We start from the raw sequence: 17,508 nt of genomic DNA on the forward strand, positions 1-17,508 counted from the left end.
GGTGGGCATCTGCCTGCGCCGGCTTAGCTCAGTTGGTAGAGCATTCGCCTTGTAAGCGAAAGGTCGCGAGTTCGAACCTCGCAGCCGGCTCTTCGGTTTCGACGGATGACTCGCGCGTCGCGCTTGGCCGTCACTACAGAACGGTGATGAGACGTTCGGCGTCGACCAGCTTCGGCGCTCCTTCACCCTTGCCGTCTCTCTGCTCCGGCTTGCCGCCGACGTACAGCCAGCCCAGCAGTCCCTCCTTCTTGCCGAGCCCGTGCATCCGTTCGACCGTCTTCGAGCGCGTGTAGTGGCCGGTTCGCCAGATGACGCCCCAGCCCGCTTCGTCGAGCAGCAAGCTCAAGACGTGCGCGACCCCGGATGCCACGGCGTCCTGCTCCCAGCCGGGCACCTTCTCGCTGTGCCGCCTCGATGACACGATCGCTATCAGCAGCGGAGCTCGTAGCGGTTTGGTCGACGGCGCGCGGTGTTCACCGCCGCGGCTCTCCGTCGCCGCGATCGCCTCCCCGAGGCGAACCCGGGCATCCCCGCGCAACTCGATCAGTCGCCACGGCCGCAACGAACTGTGGTCGGCGACCCTGCCGGCCGCGGCGACGAGATCGACGAGTTGTTCGTGTGTCGGCGCAGCGTCGGTCACCTTCGAGTACGAGCGCCTCGCGGCGGCTGCGTGGCGTGCTGAGGTCACAGGGGCTGGTCGGTGCCGTCAGACCCGACGGACTCCGCCTGCGGGGTGAAGTCGAGCGAGATCGAGTTCATGCAGTACCGGTCGCCGGTCGGGGTGCCGAACCCATCGGGAAATACGTGGCCGAGATGCGAGCCGCAGTTGGCGCAACGAACCTCGGTGCGCACCATGCCGAGCGAGTCGTCTTCGATCAGCTCGACGGCCTCTGGGCGAACGGATTCGTAGAAGCTCGGCCAGCCGCATCCCGAATCGAACTTGGTGCCGCTTTTGAACAGCTCGGCGCCGCACGCCGCACACGTGTAGACGCCTGCCCGGCTCTCGTCGAGCAGCTCGCCGGTCCATGGGCGCTCTGTGGCAGCTTGGCGCAGAACGGAGAACTGCTCGTCGTCGAGCTCGTGGCGCCACTGCTCGTCTGTCTTGGAGACCTTGTAGGTCATGGCTGCTGGATCCTTCCTCGCATGCGGAAGATGTCGCGCCTCGCGCGTGTCCGCCTGCCCGTCAAGGCTAACGACTGTGCGGCTCCGACTGTTCCGTGCGCCTCGGCCGTCGTGCGGCATCCGCACCCTACAATGGCGGCGACCGGCAGGAGGTGGGCGCGTGGTGGGCGACCCCGATCTCGCACAGGTTCCCGGCGAAGACAAGCCGTCAGAGGGACTCAGCGAGCGCGACCTCGCCGTGCTCGAATTCGAGCGGCGCTGGTGGAAGCATGCAGGCGCCAAGGAGCAGGCGATCCGCGCACAGTTCGGTCTTTCCACCGCCAGGTACTATCAGGTGCTCGGCCGCGTGATCGATACGCCCGAAGCCCTGGTGCACGACCCGATGCTGGTGCGTCGTCTGCAGCGGGTGAGGGATGTCCGCCTTGCGGCGCGAGCGGATCGGCTCCGCCCGCGGCAGTGAACACCGTCGCTGCACGAATGAGACCGCGGTAACGCCGCCTTACCCCGAGGACCTGTCTAGAAGATGGCCGAGAAATACCCGACAGACCGGTTCGACCAGGTTCCAGACGGCCTCGAGCGGATCGGTGCGCATCGGGCACCGCGGCCACGAGGGTATGGATGGATCTGGGTCGCGTGGTGTGCGGGAGCCGTCATCGTGATCGTCGGCCTCGGTGCTCTCGGGATCTTCGCGATCAACGGCACGCTCAACGTGAACCTGCCGTTCTCCAAAACAACCACGACGACGCCGACCCCCACATCGACCCCCACTCCCACCGTCACCCCGGCCGTCAACCCGGCTCTCAACGTGATCGTGCTGAACGGAACGACAGAGTCCGGTCTGGCGGCGGATGCCACGACGAAGCTGACCGCCGCGGGCTGGAAGAACATCACGCCGGCCAACGCAAGCTCGACGGACGTCAAGGCGACGACGGTGTATTACTCCGATCCAAAGAACGAGGGCGCCGCGCTCGCCGTCTCGAAGACACTGGGGAACGCGCCCATCCAAGTGACTCAGGATTTCGTGGCCTCTGGGGCCGACATCACGATCGTGCTCGGAACCGACTACAAGACCGGCGGCGACTGAGGTCGCGGTGCCCGGTCGGCACGCTCGACGAGGCCCGATCGAGTCGCTGGAAACGGGGATTATCCCCGTCGCGTGACCGAATGTCTCAATCTGGAAACACCTCTCGTCAGCGCCCAGGGCGGCCGCTACTATCGGGGTTCAACGCGCGCGACCACGCGGCGTTGGGTCAAGGGCAATGGGAGTAATCAATGGCGAACGGAACCGTCAAATGGTTCAACGCTGAGAAGGGCTACGGCTTCATCACGATCGATGACGGGAGTCAGGACGTTTTCGTTCACTACTCCGCGATCGACATGAACGGTTACAAGGTCCTCGAAGAGGGTCAGCAGGTGACTTTCGAGGTCGGCACCGGCAGCAAAGGTCCCCAGGCGGAGTCCGTGCGACCCGTCTGACGACCTCGAGAACACGAAGGGCGTCGCGCACAGCGCGGCGCCCTTCGTGTTCGTCTGCCGGCCGCCGTCTAGCGTCGGCGGCCGGCCGGTTCGCTCCCGGCGCACGTCACGCGGTGGCACTCGTCTTGCACTCGCGGGTGTCGAGTGCCAGAATCGCCTTAGCACTCACTCCGATTGAGTGCTAACCCACTGATTCTTTCGCGTAACGTCCGGGAGGGACGAGAAACAACATGGCAAAGATCATTGCTTTTGACGAGGAGGCGCGTCGCGGCCTCGAGCGTGGACTGAACACGCTCGCCGACGCAGTCCGAGTGACCCTCGGCCCGCGCGGTCGCAACGTCGTGCTCGACAAGAAGTGGGGCGCCCCGACGATCACCAACGACGGCGTGTCCATCGCTAAGGAGATCGAGCTCGACGACCCGTACGAGCGGATCGGCGCCGAGCTGGTCAAGGAGGTCGCGAAGAAGACCGACGACGTCGCCGGTGATGGAACCACCACCGCGACTGTGCTCGCCCAGGCTCTGGTACGCGAGGGTCTGCGCAACGTCGCGGCCGGTGCTGACCCGATCAGTCTGAAGAAGGGCATCGAGAAGGCCGTCGCAGCTGTCACCGAGCAGCTCATCGCGAACGCCAAGGAGGTCGAGACGAAGGAGCAGATCGCAGCGACAGCGTCCATCTCCGCTGCCGACCCCGAGATCGGTGCGATCATCGCCGAGGCCATCGACAAGGTGGGCAAGGAAGGCGTCGTCACGGTCGAGGAGTCGAACACGTTCGGCACCGAGCTCGAGCTGACAGAGGGCATGCGCTTCGACAAGGGCTTCCTGTCGCAGTACTTCGTCACGGACCCCGACCGCCAGGAGGCGGTGTTCGAGGACCCGTACATCCTGATCGCGAACCAGAAGATCTCGAACATCAAGGACCTTCTGCCGATCGTCGACAAGGTGATCCAGGCGGGCAAGCAGCTGCTGATCATCGCCGAGGACGTCGACGGCGAGGCGCTCGCGACGCTGATCGTGAACAAGATCCGCGGCATCTTCAAGTCGGTCGCCGTCAAGGCCCCCGGTTTCGGTGACCGTCGCAAGGCTCAGCTGCAGGACATCGCCATCCTCACCGGTGGTCAGGTCATCAGCGAGGAGGTCGGTCTCAAGCTCGAGAACGTCACTCTCGACCTGCTCGGCCAGGCCCGCAAGGTCGTCATCACCAAGGACGAGACGACCATCGTCGAGGGCGCAGGCGACACGGAGCAGATCGCAGGCCGCGTGCAGCAGATCCGCAACGAGATCGAGAACACCGACAGCGACTACGACCGTGAGAAGCTGCAGGAGCGCCTGGCGAAGCTCGCCGGCGGCGTTGCCGTCATCAAGGCCGGCGCTGCGACCGAGGTGGAGCTCAAGGAGCGCAAGCACCGCATCGAGGACGCCGTTCGCAACGCGAAGGCCGCCGTCGAGGAAGGTGTCGTCGCCGGTGGTGGCGTCGCGCTGATCCAGGCCGGCAAGGCCGCGTTCGAGAAGCTCGAGCTGACCGGTGACGAGGCGACCGGCGCGAACATCGTTCGCGTCGCGATCGAGGCCCCGCTCAAGCAGATCGCGCTCAACGCCGGTCTCGAGCCGGGTGTCGTCGCGGCCAAGGTAGCCGAGCTTCCGGCCGGCCACGGCCTGAACGCTGCGACGGGCGAGTACGGCGACCTGCTCGCGCAGGGGATCATCGACCCGGCCAAGGTGACGCGCTCCGCTCTGCAGAACGCGGCATCCATCGCCGGTTTGTTCCTCACGACGGAGGCTGTCGTCGCGGACAAGCCCGAGAAGGCAGCCCCGGTTCCCGGTGGCGAGGGCGGCGGCATGGACTTCTAGTCCACACGCACAACGCACGAGAGGGCGTCTCCTACGGGAGGCGCCCTCTCGTCGTGTGATGCTGTGAACTACGGCCGATCGGGCAGCGAACGGCCGATCAGACCGCGAACAGCTTGGTGTTGGTGAGCTCGGCCTCCGCGTAGTGCTGACCGGCCTGGCCGAGAGCCTGGTTGATCGCCGCGAGAGACTCCTCGACCTGCTGCTGGGTCGCCCTCCACTGCGTCACGACACCCTGGAATGAATCGGACGCCTGACCGCTCCACGTGCCCTGCAGGCCAGTGAGCTGGCCGAGCAGACCGGCCACCTCGCTCTGGATGCGGCTCATCGAGCTTCGCACTGCGGCGGTCGCCGAGATCATCTGGTCGCTGTCCACCCGGTATGTGGTCATGGTTCCTCCTGTCATGGGCGCGCCGGCGAAGCCTGTCCAGCAGGGCAGGCACCGATCCGCGTCGTGCGGGTGTGCGCGGTGACCCGAGACTACGGATGCCGGTGGCCCGGCCGAGCGCGGGGCATCCGTTCCGTGGCGAGCCGCAGGTCTTGCACAGCTGGGGAGGACGAGCAGGGCGTCGCTACGCGAGCAGCAGTGCCGTCAGCGGTGCTGGAACCGCCCAGACGTCGCCCTCCAGGTCGAGCACGGACTTGGTGGCGAGGATGCCGCGCCCGTACTTGCCGTCGATGACGCGTGACTCCGCCTTCCAGCTGGCATCGACCCACTTGCTCTCGATGGGCACCGTCATACCGTGCGTGCGGCCGACTGGCACGCGGACCGGGGCGAAATCGATCTCGTTGTTCGACTCGGTGCGCGCATAGCCGACGGAGTCGTCGGAAAGCCAGCGCCCCTCGTCGAGCGACTCGATCGCGCGCGCGAGCGTTGCGCCCAATGCGGATTCGGTGAGTGCCGCGTAGTCGGGGGCTGGGAGACCAGGGCTGATGATCGACGGGATCCAGGCAAGGATGGGATCGGTGAGATAGAGCTTGTAGTGCGCGCCGACGACACGGTCACCGGCATCCCGCACCTGATTGCAGCGCAGCGCGGCGTGCGTGCTGATGAGACGCTCGACGCGAGCGGTGAAGGTCGGCCGGCTCGCGTAGCCGAGTTCCTGTGCCGTTGCGGTGAGATTGAGCGGGCTGGCCATCCGCTCGCCGATGCCGCGCAGCAGGGTGGTGGTCGTGTTGGTCGGTGCATCCGGATCGACGTCGCGCCGAAGCCAGGCGTGCAGGTCCCGCGCGTACCCGTCGGAGACGGCCCCCGCGCGAGTGTGCTCGAACACCGCCCTGGGAAAGCCGCCGCACGTGAGGTAGTCCTGCCAGGCGAGGTCGAGTTCGTCGACCGCGAACTGCAATTCGTCGAGCGCCCACCGTGCAGCGTCGGCCTGCAGGTCGGCCGGGTTGAACGCCGGCACGACCGGCAGACCCGGGTAGGCGGCGACCAGGAAGTCGCGGAACGACATCGGCAGCAGTTGCCGGATGCGATGAGAACCGGACGAACCGGCACGCCCGGCGAGCAGGTTGCCCTGGATGTCTTCGGACTGCGCCCACCGGCTGCCGGTGACGACGACCGTGTCGTCGCCGAAGGCAGTCGTGTCGCGGGCGAGCTTGAGCGCGCTGGTCCATCCGGTCACCATGCTGATCTCGTCGAAGAGCCACACCCTTGGCCGCTGGCCCTGCTGGTCGACGGAGCGAGTGAGCATCCTGGCGAGCGTGAGCGTGCGGGTGACGTCGCGGCCGCGCATCGTGTCGCACGGCACGTAGATGATCTGCCTCGGGTCGACATCGGGCAGGGTGCAGAGGTTCGCCGCGGCATCCAGCAGAGCAACGGATTTTCCGATGCGCCTCGGTCCCGTCAGCACGACGAGCCGGCCGTCGGGTTGGATGCCCGCGACATCGTCGAGGATGCCGCTGCGGTACCCGAGCTCATAGCGTGTGCGCTCGCGCAGCGTGCGGTTGCCCGCCACCCATTCGGTCGGATCGGCGCCCCTGGCGGCCGCGGCCCACCACGGGTTGCTCTCGGTCAGCAGGCGCCGTAACTCGTCATCGCGCACCCCGCAACGGTAACCGTCCCCGGCCGGAAAAGACGCGGGGATCGCCGACGAACCGCGCACGGCGCTTGCCAGAAGGGGAGAGGTGCCGGACCATCGTCGTTGCCGAACGGGGAGGGGTTCGGGACATGCAGTCTTGCCGAAAGGGGAGGGGTTGCGGCTATTCGTCCTTGCCGCAGAGGGAGGGGTCGTGCGTGTCGACGGCCGACAGTTCAGGACTGCTCTGGCGGCTTCGGCGCAGCGGGGGAGTCTGCGAGCGGGAGCGTGATGCGGAACGTGGCACCGCCACCGGGGGTCTCGACGACGTCGACCGTGCCGTGGTGGGCGGCGACGATGGATGCGACGATCGCCAGTCCGAGTCCGCTTCCGCCCGTCTCGCGGGTGCGCGAGGTGTCAGCGCGCCAGAACCGTTGGAAGATCTTCTCCCTGATCTGAGGAGGGATGCCGTCGCCATGGTCGATGACGGAGAGCTCGGCGACCTGACGGTCCTGGTCGACGGTGACGCCGATCTCGATCGGGCTGCCGTCTGGCGTGTAGCGCACGGCGTTGCCGATCAGGTTCGCGATCACCTGACGCAGTTTGTTCTCTTCTGCCATCACGATCGGTCGCACCGTCGGCGGCTCGGGGATGTCGGCGAGCTCGAGGGGTGCTGTCTCCACGCCCGGGTCGGCCTTGCGTGGCCTGCGGCGCAACCGGGCGAGGGTGGCGCCGGCGAACCCGATGGGCCCCGTCGTGTTCGCGCCCCGCTGCTGGCGGGCTGACGACGACTGACGCTGCGATGGTGTCTGCGGCTCGATGTCGTCGTCGACATCCGCTTCGACGGCCCTCTCTGCCGACGGCCCGGGAGGAGGTGGCGGCAGCGGCGGCAGCGAGAGGTTCACCGAGACGGTGCGGTCGGGGTTGCCGGCGTTGGCGTCGAGTGCGGCGTCGTGCGCAAGCGGCACGAGGTCGACCTCTGTCGCAGCCAACGGCTTGGTCTCATCCAGGCGGGCGAGCTCCAGCAGATCCTCGACGAGGAGGCCCATGCGCACGGCCTCCTTCTCGATGCGGTCCATCGCCTGGGCGACCTCGTCCGGCGTCTGCAGAGCGCCCATGCGGTAGAGCTCCGCGTAACCGCGCACCGACACGAGCGGCGTTCGCAGCTCGTGGCTGGCATCCCCGACGAATCTGCGCATCTGTTCGATCGTGCGGGCGCGGTCTTTGAACGCACGGTCGATGCGGTTCAGCATGGTGTTGAGGGAGCGGTTCAGCCTGCCGACCTCGGTGTTCGGGGTGGCGCCCCCGAGTCGCTGGCTGAAGTCGCCGTCAGCGATTTCGGCCGCGGTCCGTTCCACCTCGCGCAGCGGACGGAACGTGGTCGTCACGAGCGCTCTGGTGAGGAACGCGCCGATGATGACGACGATCACGCCGAAGCTGAAGAAGATCGAGAGATAGCTGGCGAGAGCGGCATCCAGTTGGGCGGTCGAGATCGCGATGATGACCGTGCCGTACGTCGGAGTCGTCGCGTCGAGTTGGACAACGGCGCACACGCTGCGGAACGACCCGCTGCCGTCGCGGCTCTGCAACCAACCGGCCCCCTGGTTTGCGCATGCGGCGCCCTGCTCCAGCGTGAGCGTCTTCGGGACGTCCGGCCTCTTCGCCTCGGCGACCTTGCTCCAGTTCTGCTGCACCAGCGTGCCGTCTGCACCGTAAAGCGCCACGTAGAAGGTCGCGGTGACGTCTTCACCGAGAACCGGCCCGCTGCCGTCCTTGGTCTCCGTCGGCAGGATGGCGTTGATGCTCGACGGCTGGGCCGCGATCGACTTCAGCTGCTGATCGAAGAGATCGATGAGCACCGGTTTGAACAGCAGCATCGTGCCGAGTCCGGCCACGAGAAGGCCGAACGTGAGCACCAGCACGGTGACGCCCGTGATCTTGGTGCGCAACGATATGGCGTTCCACTTGTTCAACATTCGTGCGCCCGTCTGCGCCGGGCGCACCGCTCTCGGCTGAGCACGTGGGTGAAGGCTGGCGTCACGGGTGAGGAGCCTATGCGGTCAAGCTGAGACGACGGCGAGGCCTAGACCTTCGCCGCCTTCAGCATGTAGCCGAAACCGCGTTTCGTCTGGATGAGCGGCTCTGTCGAGTGGGCGTCGACCTTGCGGCGCAGGTACGAGATGTAGCTCTCGACGATGCCCGCGTCTCCGTTGAAGTCGTACTCCCAGACGTGGTCGAGGATCTGCGCCTTCGACAGCACCCGGTTCGGGTTGAGCATGAGGTAGCGCAGCAGTTTGAACTCGGTGGGGGAGAGCTCGATGGCGGTGTCGCCGACGAAGACCTCGTGCGTGTCCTGATCCATGGTGAGCTCGCCGGCGCGGATGATCGCGTCGTCGTCGGCCTGCATGGTGCGGCGCAGTATGGCCTTGATGCGGGCGACGATCTCGTCGAGGCTGAACGGCTTGGTGACGTAGTCGTCGCCGCCCACCGTGAGGCCGGTGATCTTGTCTTCTGTGTCGTCTTTGGCGGTGAGGAAGAGGATCGGCGCCGTGTAACCGGCTCCGCGCAGACGCTTGGTCACGCCGAAGCCGTTCATGTCGGGAAGCATGACGTCCAGAATGATCAGATCGGGTTCCTCTTCGAGCACCGCACTGATCGCCTGGGCGCCGTTGCCGACGGCGCGCACAGCGAATCCGGCGAAACGCAGGCTCGTGGTGAGGAGGTCGCGGATGTTCGGCTCGTCATCGACGATCAGAATTCGGGGTCCAGTGCTCATGCGCCCAGTATCTGCGCGTTGGCTGGGTTCAACCTGGGAGTCTGTCGTGCAGAATCGAGTGGCAAATGGTGTGCGCGCAGAGGACCTCCTGGCAGCCGCAGCAGGGGTGAATGCAGAAGAATCAAGTGAAGCGCGGGCGTTGCCGATGGCCGCGTCGAACGAGGAGGGGACGCATGTCAGCACAGGAGTTCGTCATCGTGGGAGGTGGCCTCGCGGCCGGCACGGCCGCCGTCACGTTGCGCGAGGAAGGCTTCGACGGCCACCTCACACTCGTCGCAGGCGAAGCGCACAAGCCCTACGCCAGGCCGCCGCTCTCCAAGGCCTATCTGGCTTCTCTCGACGATTCAGAGGTGTGGGTGCAGGACGAGGCCTGGTGGGGTGATCACGACGTCGACGTGCGTTCGGGGCTGCATGCCAACACGCTCGACCTCGATGCGAGATCGGTGCTGCTCGAGGGCGGAACGGCCGTGCCGTTCGACAGGCTCCTGATCGCGACCGGGGCGACGCCAAGGCGGCTGGAGGTGCCGGGGGCGGATGCCGCGGGCATCCACTACCTGCGAACGATCGAGGACTCGCGCGGCATCCACGAGGCGATCTCCGCGGGTGACAAGCGCGTGGTCGTTGTCGGCTCTGGATGGATCGGCATGGAGGTCGCCGCGAACGCGCGAACCTTCGGCAACGACGTCACGGTTCTCTCGCATTCACGGGTGCCGTTGTCGTCAGCGTTGGGCGACGAACTCGGTGAGGTGTTCGCAGCCCTGCACGAGGAGCACGGCGTGCACATTCGGCGCGGAGAAGCTGCGACGGCGTTCCGAACGGAGGGTGGCGCGGTGACCGGTGTCGAGTACGCGGGCGGCGTCGTGGACGCCGACGTCGTCATCGTCGGCGCGGGGGCAGTGCCGCTGGTGTCATTGGCTCAGGATGCCGGACTCGAGGTGGCAAGCGGCATCCTGGTCGACGCCGGCATGCGAACGAGCGCCGACGGTGTCTTCGCGGTAGGCGACGCGGCCAACCCGTACCACCCCGTCGTGCGGCAGAGACTGCGTAGCGAGCACTGGGCGAATGCCATCGGTACGGGCAAGACGGCCGCGCTCAACCTGCTCGACCGTGGCGTCGAGTACGACGACATCCCCTACTTCTATACGGACCAGTTCGACGTCGGCATGGAGTATTCGGGATACGCACCCCTGCTGGAGGGCACGCACGTGGTCTACCGCGGCGATGTCGCCGGCAGGGAATTCGTGTCGTTCTGGGTGACGCCACGAGGGAGGGTGGTCGCCGGCATGAACGTGAACGTGTGGGATGTGAACGAGCAGGTTCAGGGCCTCATCAGGTCCCAGTCGCCGGTGGACGAGGCGAAGCTCGCCGACCCCGGCGTGCCGCTCGGCGATCTCGTGGTCGACGCGTGAGCGTCTGGCTGCCGCCGCTGCGCCACCCGGTGCGCGAGATCGGCGCGCACACGTTCGACTTCTCGCGAAGGGTCGCGGTGATGGCCGTCGTCAACCGCACCCCCGACTCGTTCTACGACAAAGGCGCCACATTCGGCCTGGATGCCGCTGTGCGCGCCTGTCTCGCCGCGGTGAAGGCGGGCGCCGACTGGATCGACATCGGCGGCGTGCCGTTCAAACCCGGACCGCCGCTCCCCGTCGACGACGAGATCGCCAGGGTGGTGCCGGTGATCGAGGCGCTGAGGCGGGAGTCGGACGTGGTCATCTCCGTCGACACCTTCCAGCCCCAGGTGGCGAGGCACGCGATCGTGGCAGGGGCGGACGTGATCAACGACACGACGGGCATCCGTGACGAGACGCTCGCCGAGATCGTCGCCGACAGTGCTGCGACGCTCGTGATCACGCACAGCCTTGCGGAGCCGCGCACCGCGTACCCACGCCCCCGGTACGACGACGTGGTCGCAGAGGTGGTGGAGTTCTTGCGCGACCGCGTCGGACTGGCGGTCGCCTCGGGCGTGCCGGAGTCGCGCATCGTGATCGACCCGGGGCACGATCTGAACAAGAACACACTGCACACGCTCGAACTGACGAGGAGGTTCGATGAAATCGCGGCCATCGGACTGCCCGCGCTCGCCGCGGTGTCGAACAAGGACTTCATCGGCGAGACTCTGGACGCCGAGCGGGGCGATCGCCTCGAGGGATCACTCGCCGCCGCTGTGTATTGCATCACCCAGGGTGCACGCGTCGTGCGCATGCACAATGTGCGGGAGTCCGTCGCCGCGGTGCGGATGACCGAGACGATTCTGGGACTGAGGGATCCTGCGTACCTGAAGCACAACATGGGGGATGTCAATGAGGAGTGAGCGGGGGAGCGCCGATGGCCGCTGAGACGGTGGCAGACACGGATCCCGCGATCGAGTCGATCGCGCCCGCCAGGCCGGGGGAACTCCACGACGACGCCATCATCGACGGTTACGAGCGCGGAGCACGCGAGCACGGTGCTGGAGGGCGCTGGGTGCGAGTGAACTTCGTGACGTCCGCCGACGGATCGGCGACCGTCGAGGGACTCTCCGGCGGGCTGTCCGATGCCGCGGACAAGCGGGTCTTCGCCCTGCTGCGCCGCCCCTGCGACGTCGTCGTGGTGGGGGCAGGCACCATCAGGGCCGAAGGCTACGGCGGCATGCGTGTCGACGAGGCATCCGAGCGGTGGCGTGTCTCTCGCGGTTTCGCCGCGCAGCCGACGCTCGCGATCGTGTCGGGAGGGCTCGACCTGGACCCGGCGAGCGACGTGTTCACGCAGGCGCCCGTTCGACCGATCATTCTCACGAACGGGTCGTCGCCGGTGGTGCGGCGCGAGCGCCTGGGCGCCGTGGCAGACGTGATCGTGTGCGGCGAGGCATCCTTCGACACCGCGACGGCACTGGATGCGCTCGCCGATCGTGGGCTGAAGCGGGTGCACTGCGAAGGCGGCCCGCACCTCTTCGGCACGTTCGTTCGGCAGGGCACCCTCGATGAGCTCTGTCTCACGGTGAGTCCGGTGCTGGAGGGCGGTGCCGGTCAGCGCATCATCGGCGGAGCAGAGGGCGAGCGCGGCCTCGGGCTGGAGCAGGTGCTGCGGTCTGGCGGCACCCTGTTTCTGCAGTACCGGGTTCTCTGACCTGCGCGGAGACCTACGCGGCGAGTTCGCCGGCGTCGACGATCGAATACGCGTAGCCCTGCTCGGCGAGGAAGCGCTGGCGGTTCTGCGCGAAATCCTGGTCGACGGTGTCGCGCGCGACCAGGGTGTAGAAATTCGCCGAGAGTCCGGATTCCTTCGGCCGCAGAAGTCGTCCCAGCCTCTGGGCCTCCTCCTGGCGGGAGCCGAACGACCCGCTGACCTGGATGGCGACGGTGGCCTCCGGCAGGTCGACCGAGAAGTTCGCGACCTTGCTGACCACGAGCACGAGGGTGATGCCCTCGCGGAACTCCTGGTAAAGACGCTCGCGCTCGTCGACGGGCGTCGCGCCGGTGAGCGATGGCGCGTCGAGGGCATCCGCCAGTTCGTCGATCTGATCGAGGTACTGCCCGATCACGAGGATGCGCTCGCCGACGTGCCGCGCGACCAGCGCTTTCACGACGTCGAGCTTCGCCGGAGCCGTGGCGGCGAGCCGGTAGCGCTCGTCATCCGCAGCAGCCGCGTAGGAGAGTCGGTCGGATGCCGGCAGATCGATGCGCACCTCGTAGCACGCGGCGGGCGAGATGAAGCCCTGGGACTCGATCTCCTTCCACGGTGCGTCGAACCGCTTGGGGCCGATCAGCGAGAAGACGTCGCCCTCGCGGCCGTCCTCGCGCACGAGGGTGGCTGTGAGGCCGAGGCGCCGTCTGGCCTGCAGTTCCGCCGTGAGCTTGAACACCGGCGCAGGCAGCAGGTGCACCTCGTCGTAGATGATGAGACCCCAGTCGAGCGCGTCGAGAAGGCTGAGATGTGCGTACTCGCCCTTCCGCTTGGCGGTGAGGATCTGGTAGGTCGCGATCGTGACGGGCCGGATCTCTTTGACCTGCCCCGAGTACTCACCGATCTCCTCCGCCGTCAGCGAGGTGCGGCGAAGCAGTTCGTCGCGCCATTGCCTGGCGGACACGGTGTTGGTGACCAGGATGAGCGTGGTCGTCTTCGCCGTGGCCATCGCGCCGGCCCCGACGAGGGTCTTGCCGGCGCCGCACGGCAGCACCACCACTCCAGAGCCACCCTCGAAGAAGCTGTCGACGGCTTTGTTCTGATAGTCGCGCAGGTGCCAGTCGGTCGTGTCGAGCGCGATCTCATGCGGCGTGCCCGGGCTGTACCCGGCGAGGTCGTCGGCGGGCCAGCCGAGCTTGACCAACTCCTGCTTGAGCTGGCCGCGTGCCCACGCCGCCACCGTGAACCCGCCGTCCGCCCGACGCTCGAGAAGCAGAGGCGCGATCCTCTTGGCGCCCGACACCTCGCGCAGCACGGCCTCGTCGTCGCTGCGCAGCACCAGCACGCCTTCGTCGTCGCGCTCGATCACCAGCCGTCCGTAGCGGGCGACCGTCTCCTGGATGTCGATCGCGACGGTCTGCGGGATCGGGAACTTCGAGTACCGCTCAAGCGTGCTCAGCATGTCGGATGCCTCATGCCCAGCGGCGCGAGCGTTCCACAGTCCCAGGCGGGTGATGCGGTACGTGTGGATGTGCTCCGGCGCCCGCTCGAGCTCGGCGAAGATCGCGAGGTCGTGGCGGGCATCCTCTGCCTGGGGATGGGCGACCTCGAGCAGCACGGTGCGGTCGCTTTGCACGATCAGAGGGCCATCGGACATAACAGTCGAGTCTATGTGGGACGCCCGCATTGTCGCTGGCTGTCGGGACGTCCCCTCAGCCTGTCTGCACGGAGCGGATGCTCGACACCGGCAGTGTGCGTTCGATGTCGCTCGCGCGATCCCGGCCGCGCAACCTGCCACCGCCGAGTCCGGTCGGCTCGAGTGTGTAGTCCTGTTCGTGGCCGTCCGGCAGCGCGACCGTCACAGTGACCGTCGTGCGCGAGCGCACCGCCGACTCCAGCTGCCTGTTCAGCCAGGCCTGCGTGCCCTCTTCTCCATCGGCGCGCTCCGCGGTGCGAAGGCGCAGCACGAGCTCCTGTGCTGCATCTGTCGTCTCGTGCTGCTCGGTGTGTCCCAGCCTGCGCCTCACCCGCAACTGCGTGCCGTCGTGGTCTTCGGCCACAACGGGGTAGTGCGCGTCGACGAGTGCCCAATAGACGACATCCAGGGGGAATCTGCTCGCCAGCTCGCCCTCGGAACGCTGCCTCAAGCCCAAAGCCGACAGGCCCTGGTCGACGCCGATCGTGCGCAGCAGCTGTCCGTCCGTCGAGTGCACCAGCGTTCCGGCCTCCGAGCCTGAAACCCGCACCCGCCCGTAGCGGGAGGCGGCTTCGTCGATGAGGTACGAGACCGGCTGCGGAAGGCCGGTGAGCGAGATGGACTCGATGAACAGACGCAGCGATGCCGCGGTCTCGCCGCCGGCGATCGCACGGTGCAGCGACGATGGGGAGACCCGGAAGCTGGTGGCGAGTCCTGTGCCCTCAACGTCGGCGAGCGTGCGCAGCCTGGCATCCAGTGCAGGCGTCAGCGGGCCGGGCGCCACGATCGAGAGGTCGTGCTGCACGTAGACGCGATCGACCTCGGCGGGGAAGGCAGCGCGGATGACCTGCGCGGCGGCATCCGCTCCCGCCTCCAGCAGCTTCACCCCTGCCGCGCTCGGTGCCGTGCCCGCCGTGATGCCGAGGAATTCGGCGTGGGTCTCCACGTCGTTGACTCTTCGGTCGAGCGTCGCATCCGCCGCCGGGTATCGCCAGCGGGCGTACGCGCGCAACGCGTCACCCCACGCGGCGTGCGTGCGTTCCACCATGAGCTGGCGGATGTCGACGGGCACCGAATCGAGCCACGCGACGGCCAGTGCCGCCCAGCGCTCCGGCGTGGCGAGTTGTGCCCACTTTTCAGCGGCATCTGTCGGCAGCCAGACAGCACCCTCGCGTACGACGAGTCCGCATCCGACGGCCAGCCAGTGCACGGTCGGAACGGACTCGGCCTCGATGCCGAGCGCAGAGGCTACGCGGCGGGTGTCGGGCAGCGCGAGTCCGCCCTTCTGCAGTTCGCGCGCCGGCTCGCGCTCGAGTTCGTAGACGAACTCGGCAACGGCACCGGCGGCGATGAATGCGCGCTCAGCAGACAGCTTGTCGACGAACCGGCGGTCGACATCGGGCACGGCGGACAGTGCGGCGGGTTTGCCGGGTGCGGCCAGTTTGTGACCGGAGAGGCCCTCTGCCTCCATCCATGACGCGAACCGCGCAGCGACAGCCGGGTAGATCCCGACGCCGGTGCCGATGCGTTCCGCGAGGAACACGTCGACGAGCGAGTCGAAAGCCGCGGCGACGGACTCGGGCGAGACATCCGCGTCTCCCCACTCGTGCAGCAGATCGACCACCTGCCGGGCGTCGGCGGTCTCGCCGAATTCGGCGATCGCGGCCAGCACGGCCAGAGTCGGGCGCGCCAGGGGCGCGAGTGCGTGTTGAACAGAAGGCGGTTCGAGCAATGCGTCCGCAAGGTCGAAGAAGTCCTCGATGCGCGCTCGGCCGATGCCGCGTGCGCGAATGAGATCGTGAAGGTTCGCATCGTCGAGGCCACCCAACCGGGAGGCCAACGTCAGTGTGCTGGTCATCGCGGCTCGGGCCCCATCACCCTGTACTCCGTGTGGCCTAGCGTCCGGACGTCCGGTTCTGCCTGCTTCGGCTGACGAGGCTCACGATCAGGAGAACGATGATCATCACCAGCGCGAGAGGAAGCGCGATCAGCGGCAGCAGTTCGACGGTGGGCCAGATGCCTTTGCCCGACCCTTGGGACGGTCCGGCGCCCAGCCAGGTGCCGATGATCAGAACGAAAAAACAGACAATCGAGATGATCACCAGCCCCGCCGCGGTGAACGCCAGGGTGCGCTGAAGGCGCGAAGCTGGCTGGGAAGTCGTCTCGGTCACAGAATCAAGGATAATTGACGTTGCAGATGAGCGGCGTGCGAGCGTCGATTACCCGAAAGAGGTCCCCATGCCTACCGGCAAGGTCAAGTTCTACGACGAGGAGAAAGGCTTCGGCTTCATCGCCCAAGACGGCGGTGGAGAGGTCTTCCTTCACGCCTCGGCACTGCCTGACGGCGCGGTGATCAAGGCCGGCACGCGGCTCGAGTTCGGAGTCGCCGATGGCAAGCGAGGTGCGCAGGCCCTTTCGGTGCGCGTTCTGGAGAGCCGTCCGAGCCTGTCGAAGATGAACCGCAAGTCCGCCGACGATATGGCCGTGATCGTCGAAGACCTCGTGAAGCTGCTCGACGGCATGGGCTCGGACCTGCGACGGGGCCGATACCCCGATGCCGCGCACGGTCGCAAGATCGCGGCGGTTCTGCGCCGTGTGGCGGACGATCTGGATGCCTGAGCAACCGAGCGGACAGAGCCCGGTCCCCGAGACCTCCGCTGCTGCGATCACCGAGCCGCCGTCGGCCGATCAGCGGCTGCTCGACGCGCACGATCTGGCGCGCAACGCACTGGTGGAGATCACGGCCTCCTCGAGCATCGGTCCTATCGCGGGACACATCGTGGAGGGTGAGCGCGTGCTCTCCCTGCTCTTCGAGTGCACGCTCTCCGGATACCCCGGCTGGCACTGGACCGTCACGCTCGCTCGCGTGGACGCGGACTCGGAGCCCGTCGTGCTCGAGGCCGAGTTGCTGCCGGGGGAGCAGGCCCTACTCGCTCCGGACTGGGTCCCGTGGTCGGAACGTCTCGCGGAGTACCAGGCCGCTCAGCAAGCGGCACGCGAGGCCGGTCTTGAGACGGAGGATGCGGCATCCGAGAACGTCGAAGACGGCGAGGCCGGAGATGACGACGAGGACGAGGACGACGACGGCGATTTCGGCGACGACGAACTCGACGGAATCGACATCGACCTGCACGACGAGAACGACAGCGATGACGACATCGACCTCGAGGCCGATGACATCACCGGTGCCGAGTCAGCGTCGCTCGAGCCGGGAGCGCCCGAGCCTGACGTGCATGACCTGGGCGTAGACGAGGCCGATGACGCCGAGGGCGACGCCGACGATAGCCGTGGCGAGGATCCAGCCGGAAGCTGACGCGTTCAGCTGACGCGAGAACACGATCGAGATCACCGCTGCAATCAGCCACAGCACGAGGCCGGTGCCGATCGCTGCCCGGTCGTCCGTCTTCATCGGCGGGGGATCGGGCAGCCGCTCGCTGTCACGAAGCCACAGCCTCATCTGCAGTCCTCCCC

General features: G+C 67.2%; 19 protein-coding genes and 1 tRNA gene. 10 read left to right on the forward strand and 10 right to left on the reverse strand.

Annotated features, from left to right (window positions below; all coding sequences use genetic code 11):
- Positions 1 to 17 precede the first annotated feature (17 nt).
- Positions 18 to 90, forward strand: a tRNA-Thr gene (locus tag MJ603_RS05335).
- 43 nt (positions 91 to 133) lie between these two features.
- On the opposite strand, the gene MJ603_RS05340 is transcribed toward MJ603_RS05335, so the two are convergent.
- On the reverse strand, positions 134 to 688 hold the full coding sequence (locus tag MJ603_RS05340) for a nitroreductase family protein (protein WP_243062606.1): 555 nt from the start codon (positions 686 to 688) through the stop codon (positions 134 to 136).
- Entirely contained in the window at positions 685 to 1,122 is a 438-nt protein-coding gene (gene msrB / locus MJ603_RS05345; RefSeq protein WP_243062607.1) for a peptide-methionine (R)-S-oxide reductase MsrB, read from the reverse strand. The genes MJ603_RS05340 and msrB overlap by 4 nt, the downstream gene beginning before the upstream one ends.
- Positions 1,123 to 1,282: 160 nt before the next feature.
- On the opposite strand from msrB, the gene MJ603_RS05350 reads away from it, so the two are divergent.
- The 4 genes from MJ603_RS05350 (at position 1,283) to groL (ending at position 4,448) form a co-directional block, all read left to right on the forward strand.
- Positions 1,283 to 1,582: a DUF3263 domain-containing protein gene (locus tag MJ603_RS05350; protein WP_243062608.1), complete on the forward strand. Its 300-nt coding sequence runs from the start codon at positions 1,283 to 1,285 to the stop codon at positions 1,580 to 1,582.
- 63 nt (positions 1,583 to 1,645) lie between these two features.
- Entirely contained in the window at positions 1,646 to 2,206 is a 561-nt protein-coding gene (locus tag MJ603_RS05355) for a LytR C-terminal domain-containing protein (protein WP_243062609.1), read from the forward strand.
- A gap of 188 nt (positions 2,207 to 2,394) precedes the next feature.
- Complete coding sequence (locus tag MJ603_RS05360) at positions 2,395 to 2,598, forward strand: cold-shock protein (protein WP_243062610.1); 204 nt, start codon at positions 2,395 to 2,397, stop codon at positions 2,596 to 2,598.
- 230 nt (positions 2,599 to 2,828) lie between these two features.
- Positions 2,829 to 4,448, forward strand: a complete 1,620-nt coding sequence (gene groL, locus MJ603_RS05365; RefSeq protein WP_243062611.1) for a chaperonin GroEL — start codon at positions 2,829 to 2,831, stop codon at positions 4,446 to 4,448.
- A gap of 97 nt (positions 4,449 to 4,545) precedes the next feature.
- On the opposite strand, the gene MJ603_RS05370 is transcribed toward groL, so the two are convergent.
- The 4 genes from MJ603_RS05370 to MJ603_RS05385 all read right to left on the reverse strand — a co-directional run bounded on the left by MJ603_RS05370 (position 4,546) and on the right by MJ603_RS05385 (position 9,239).
- A complete protein-coding gene (locus tag MJ603_RS05370; protein ID WP_243062612.1) occupies positions 4,546 to 4,836 on the reverse strand; it encodes a WXG100 family type VII secretion target in 291 nt (96 codons plus the stop codon).
- A 181-nt stretch (positions 4,837 to 5,017) separates the two neighbouring features.
- The gene (locus tag MJ603_RS05375; RefSeq protein ID WP_243062613.1) at positions 5,018 to 6,490 is read right to left on the reverse strand and encodes an ATP-binding protein; all 1,473 of its coding nucleotides are present in this window, start codon (positions 6,488 to 6,490) and stop codon (positions 5,018 to 5,020) included.
- A gap of 209 nt (positions 6,491 to 6,699) precedes the next feature.
- On the reverse strand, positions 6,700 to 8,439 hold the full coding sequence (locus MJ603_RS05380; RefSeq protein ID WP_243062614.1) for a HAMP domain-containing sensor histidine kinase: 1,740 nt from the start codon (positions 8,437 to 8,439) through the stop codon (positions 6,700 to 6,702).
- 107 nt (positions 8,440 to 8,546) lie between these two features.
- Positions 8,547 to 9,239 (reverse strand): response regulator transcription factor, encoded by a 693-nt coding sequence (locus tag MJ603_RS05385; RefSeq protein ID WP_243062615.1) that lies wholly within the window; start codon positions 9,237 to 9,239, stop codon positions 8,547 to 8,549.
- 173 nt (positions 9,240 to 9,412) lie between these two features.
- Here MJ603_RS05385 and MJ603_RS05390 point away from each other — a divergent pair, with 173 nt between their 5' ends.
- The 3 genes from MJ603_RS05390 to MJ603_RS05400 are packed head-to-tail and all read left to right on the forward strand — an operon-like array spanning position 9,413 to position 12,344.
- The gene (locus MJ603_RS05390) at positions 9,413 to 10,648 is read left to right on the forward strand and encodes an NAD(P)/FAD-dependent oxidoreductase (RefSeq protein WP_243062616.1); all 1,236 of its coding nucleotides are present in this window, start codon (positions 9,413 to 9,415) and stop codon (positions 10,646 to 10,648) included.
- Entirely contained in the window at positions 10,645 to 11,550 is a 906-nt protein-coding gene (gene folP / locus MJ603_RS05395; protein WP_243062617.1) for a dihydropteroate synthase, read from the forward strand. The genes MJ603_RS05390 and folP overlap by 4 nt, the downstream gene beginning before the upstream one ends.
- Positions 11,551 to 11,564: 14 nt before the next feature.
- Complete coding sequence (locus MJ603_RS05400) at positions 11,565 to 12,344, forward strand: pyrimidine reductase family protein (protein WP_243062618.1); 780 nt, start codon at positions 11,565 to 11,567, stop codon at positions 12,342 to 12,344.
- A 13-nt stretch (positions 12,345 to 12,357) separates the two neighbouring features.
- On the opposite strand, the gene MJ603_RS05405 is transcribed toward MJ603_RS05400, so the two are convergent.
- The 3 genes from MJ603_RS05405 to MJ603_RS05415 are packed head-to-tail and all read right to left on the reverse strand — an operon-like array spanning position 12,358 to position 16,208.
- A complete protein-coding gene (locus MJ603_RS05405; protein ID WP_243062619.1) occupies positions 12,358 to 13,998 on the reverse strand; it encodes a DNA repair helicase XPB in 1,641 nt (546 codons plus the stop codon).
- A 55-nt stretch (positions 13,999 to 14,053) separates the two neighbouring features.
- On the reverse strand, positions 14,054 to 15,895 hold the full coding sequence (locus MJ603_RS05410; RefSeq protein ID WP_243062620.1) for a helicase-associated domain-containing protein: 1,842 nt from the start codon (positions 15,893 to 15,895) through the stop codon (positions 14,054 to 14,056).
- A gap of 37 nt (positions 15,896 to 15,932) precedes the next feature.
- A complete protein-coding gene (locus tag MJ603_RS05415) occupies positions 15,933 to 16,208 on the reverse strand; it encodes a hypothetical protein (RefSeq protein ID WP_243062621.1) in 276 nt (91 codons plus the stop codon).
- Between the two features lie 67 nt (positions 16,209 to 16,275).
- Between MJ603_RS05415 and MJ603_RS05420 the strand changes: the two genes are divergently transcribed.
- Positions 16,276 to 16,656 (forward strand): cold-shock protein, encoded by a 381-nt coding sequence (locus tag MJ603_RS05420; protein WP_243062622.1) that lies wholly within the window; start codon positions 16,276 to 16,278, stop codon positions 16,654 to 16,656.
- Positions 16,649 to 17,350 carry a DUF3027 domain-containing protein gene (locus MJ603_RS05425; RefSeq protein WP_243062623.1) on the forward strand — a complete coding sequence of 234 codons (702 nt, stop codon included), beginning with the start codon at positions 16,649 to 16,651 and terminating at the stop codon, positions 17,348 to 17,350. Before MJ603_RS05420 ends, MJ603_RS05425 begins: the two co-directional genes overlap by 8 nt.
- Here MJ603_RS05425 and MJ603_RS18730 read toward each other — a convergent pair.
- On the reverse strand, positions 17,231 to 17,494 hold the full coding sequence (locus tag MJ603_RS18730) for a DUF2530 domain-containing protein (RefSeq protein ID WP_308220567.1): 264 nt from the start codon (positions 17,492 to 17,494) through the stop codon (positions 17,231 to 17,233). The two genes, MJ603_RS05425 and MJ603_RS18730, sit on opposite strands and share 120 nt — an antisense overlap.
- Between the last annotated feature and the right edge of the window lie 14 nt (positions 17,495 to 17,508).

The organism is Humibacter sp. RRB41, assembly GCF_022761015.1.
In the GTDB taxonomy this organism is placed as follows: domain Bacteria; phylum Actinomycetota; class Actinomycetes; order Actinomycetales; family Microbacteriaceae; genus Humibacter.

What these genes read in the sequence shown, in the direction of transcription:
- MJ603_RS05410 (WP_243062620.1), bottom strand. Translation starts at nt 15,895, where the DNA reads ATGACCAGCACACTGACGTTGGCCTCCCGGTTGGGTGGCCTCGACGAT.
- MJ603_RS05405 (WP_243062619.1), bottom strand. Translation starts at nt 13,998, where the DNA reads ATGTCCGATGGCCCTCTGATCGTGCAAAGCGACCGCACCGTGCTGCTC.
- MJ603_RS05360 (WP_243062610.1), top strand. Translation starts at nt 2,395, where the DNA reads ATGGCGAACGGAACCGTCAAATGGTTCAACGCTGAGAAGGGCTACGGC.
- MJ603_RS05380 (WP_243062614.1), bottom strand. Translation starts at nt 8,439, where the DNA reads ATGTTGAACAAGTGGAACGCCATATCGTTGCGCACCAAGATCACGGGC.
- msrB (WP_243062607.1), bottom strand. Translation starts at nt 1,122, where the DNA reads ATGACCTACAAGGTCTCCAAGACAGACGAGCAGTGGCGCCACGAGCTC.
- MJ603_RS05385 (WP_243062615.1), bottom strand. Translation starts at nt 9,239, where the DNA reads ATGAGCACTGGACCCCGAATTCTGATCGTCGATGACGAGCCGAACATC.
- MJ603_RS05370 (WP_243062612.1), bottom strand. Translation starts at nt 4,836, where the DNA reads ATGACCACATACCGGGTGGACAGCGACCAGATGATCTCGGCGACCGCC.
- MJ603_RS18730 (WP_308220567.1), bottom strand. Translation starts at nt 17,494, where the DNA reads ATGAGGCTGTGGCTTCGTGACAGCGAGCGGCTGCCCGATCCCCCGCCG.
- MJ603_RS05400 (WP_243062618.1), top strand. Translation starts at nt 11,565, where the DNA reads ATGGCCGCTGAGACGGTGGCAGACACGGATCCCGCGATCGAGTCGATC.
- MJ603_RS05420 (WP_243062622.1), top strand. Translation starts at nt 16,276, where the DNA reads ATGCCTACCGGCAAGGTCAAGTTCTACGACGAGGAGAAAGGCTTCGGC.
- groL (WP_243062611.1), top strand. Translation starts at nt 2,829, where the DNA reads ATGGCAAAGATCATTGCTTTTGACGAGGAGGCGCGTCGCGGCCTCGAG.
- MJ603_RS05355 (WP_243062609.1), top strand. Translation starts at nt 1,646, where the DNA reads ATGGCCGAGAAATACCCGACAGACCGGTTCGACCAGGTTCCAGACGGC.
- MJ603_RS05425 (WP_243062623.1), top strand. Translation starts at nt 16,649, where the DNA reads ATGCCTGAGCAACCGAGCGGACAGAGCCCGGTCCCCGAGACCTCCGCT.
- MJ603_RS05390 (WP_243062616.1), top strand. Translation starts at nt 9,413, where the DNA reads ATGTCAGCACAGGAGTTCGTCATCGTGGGAGGTGGCCTCGCGGCCGGC.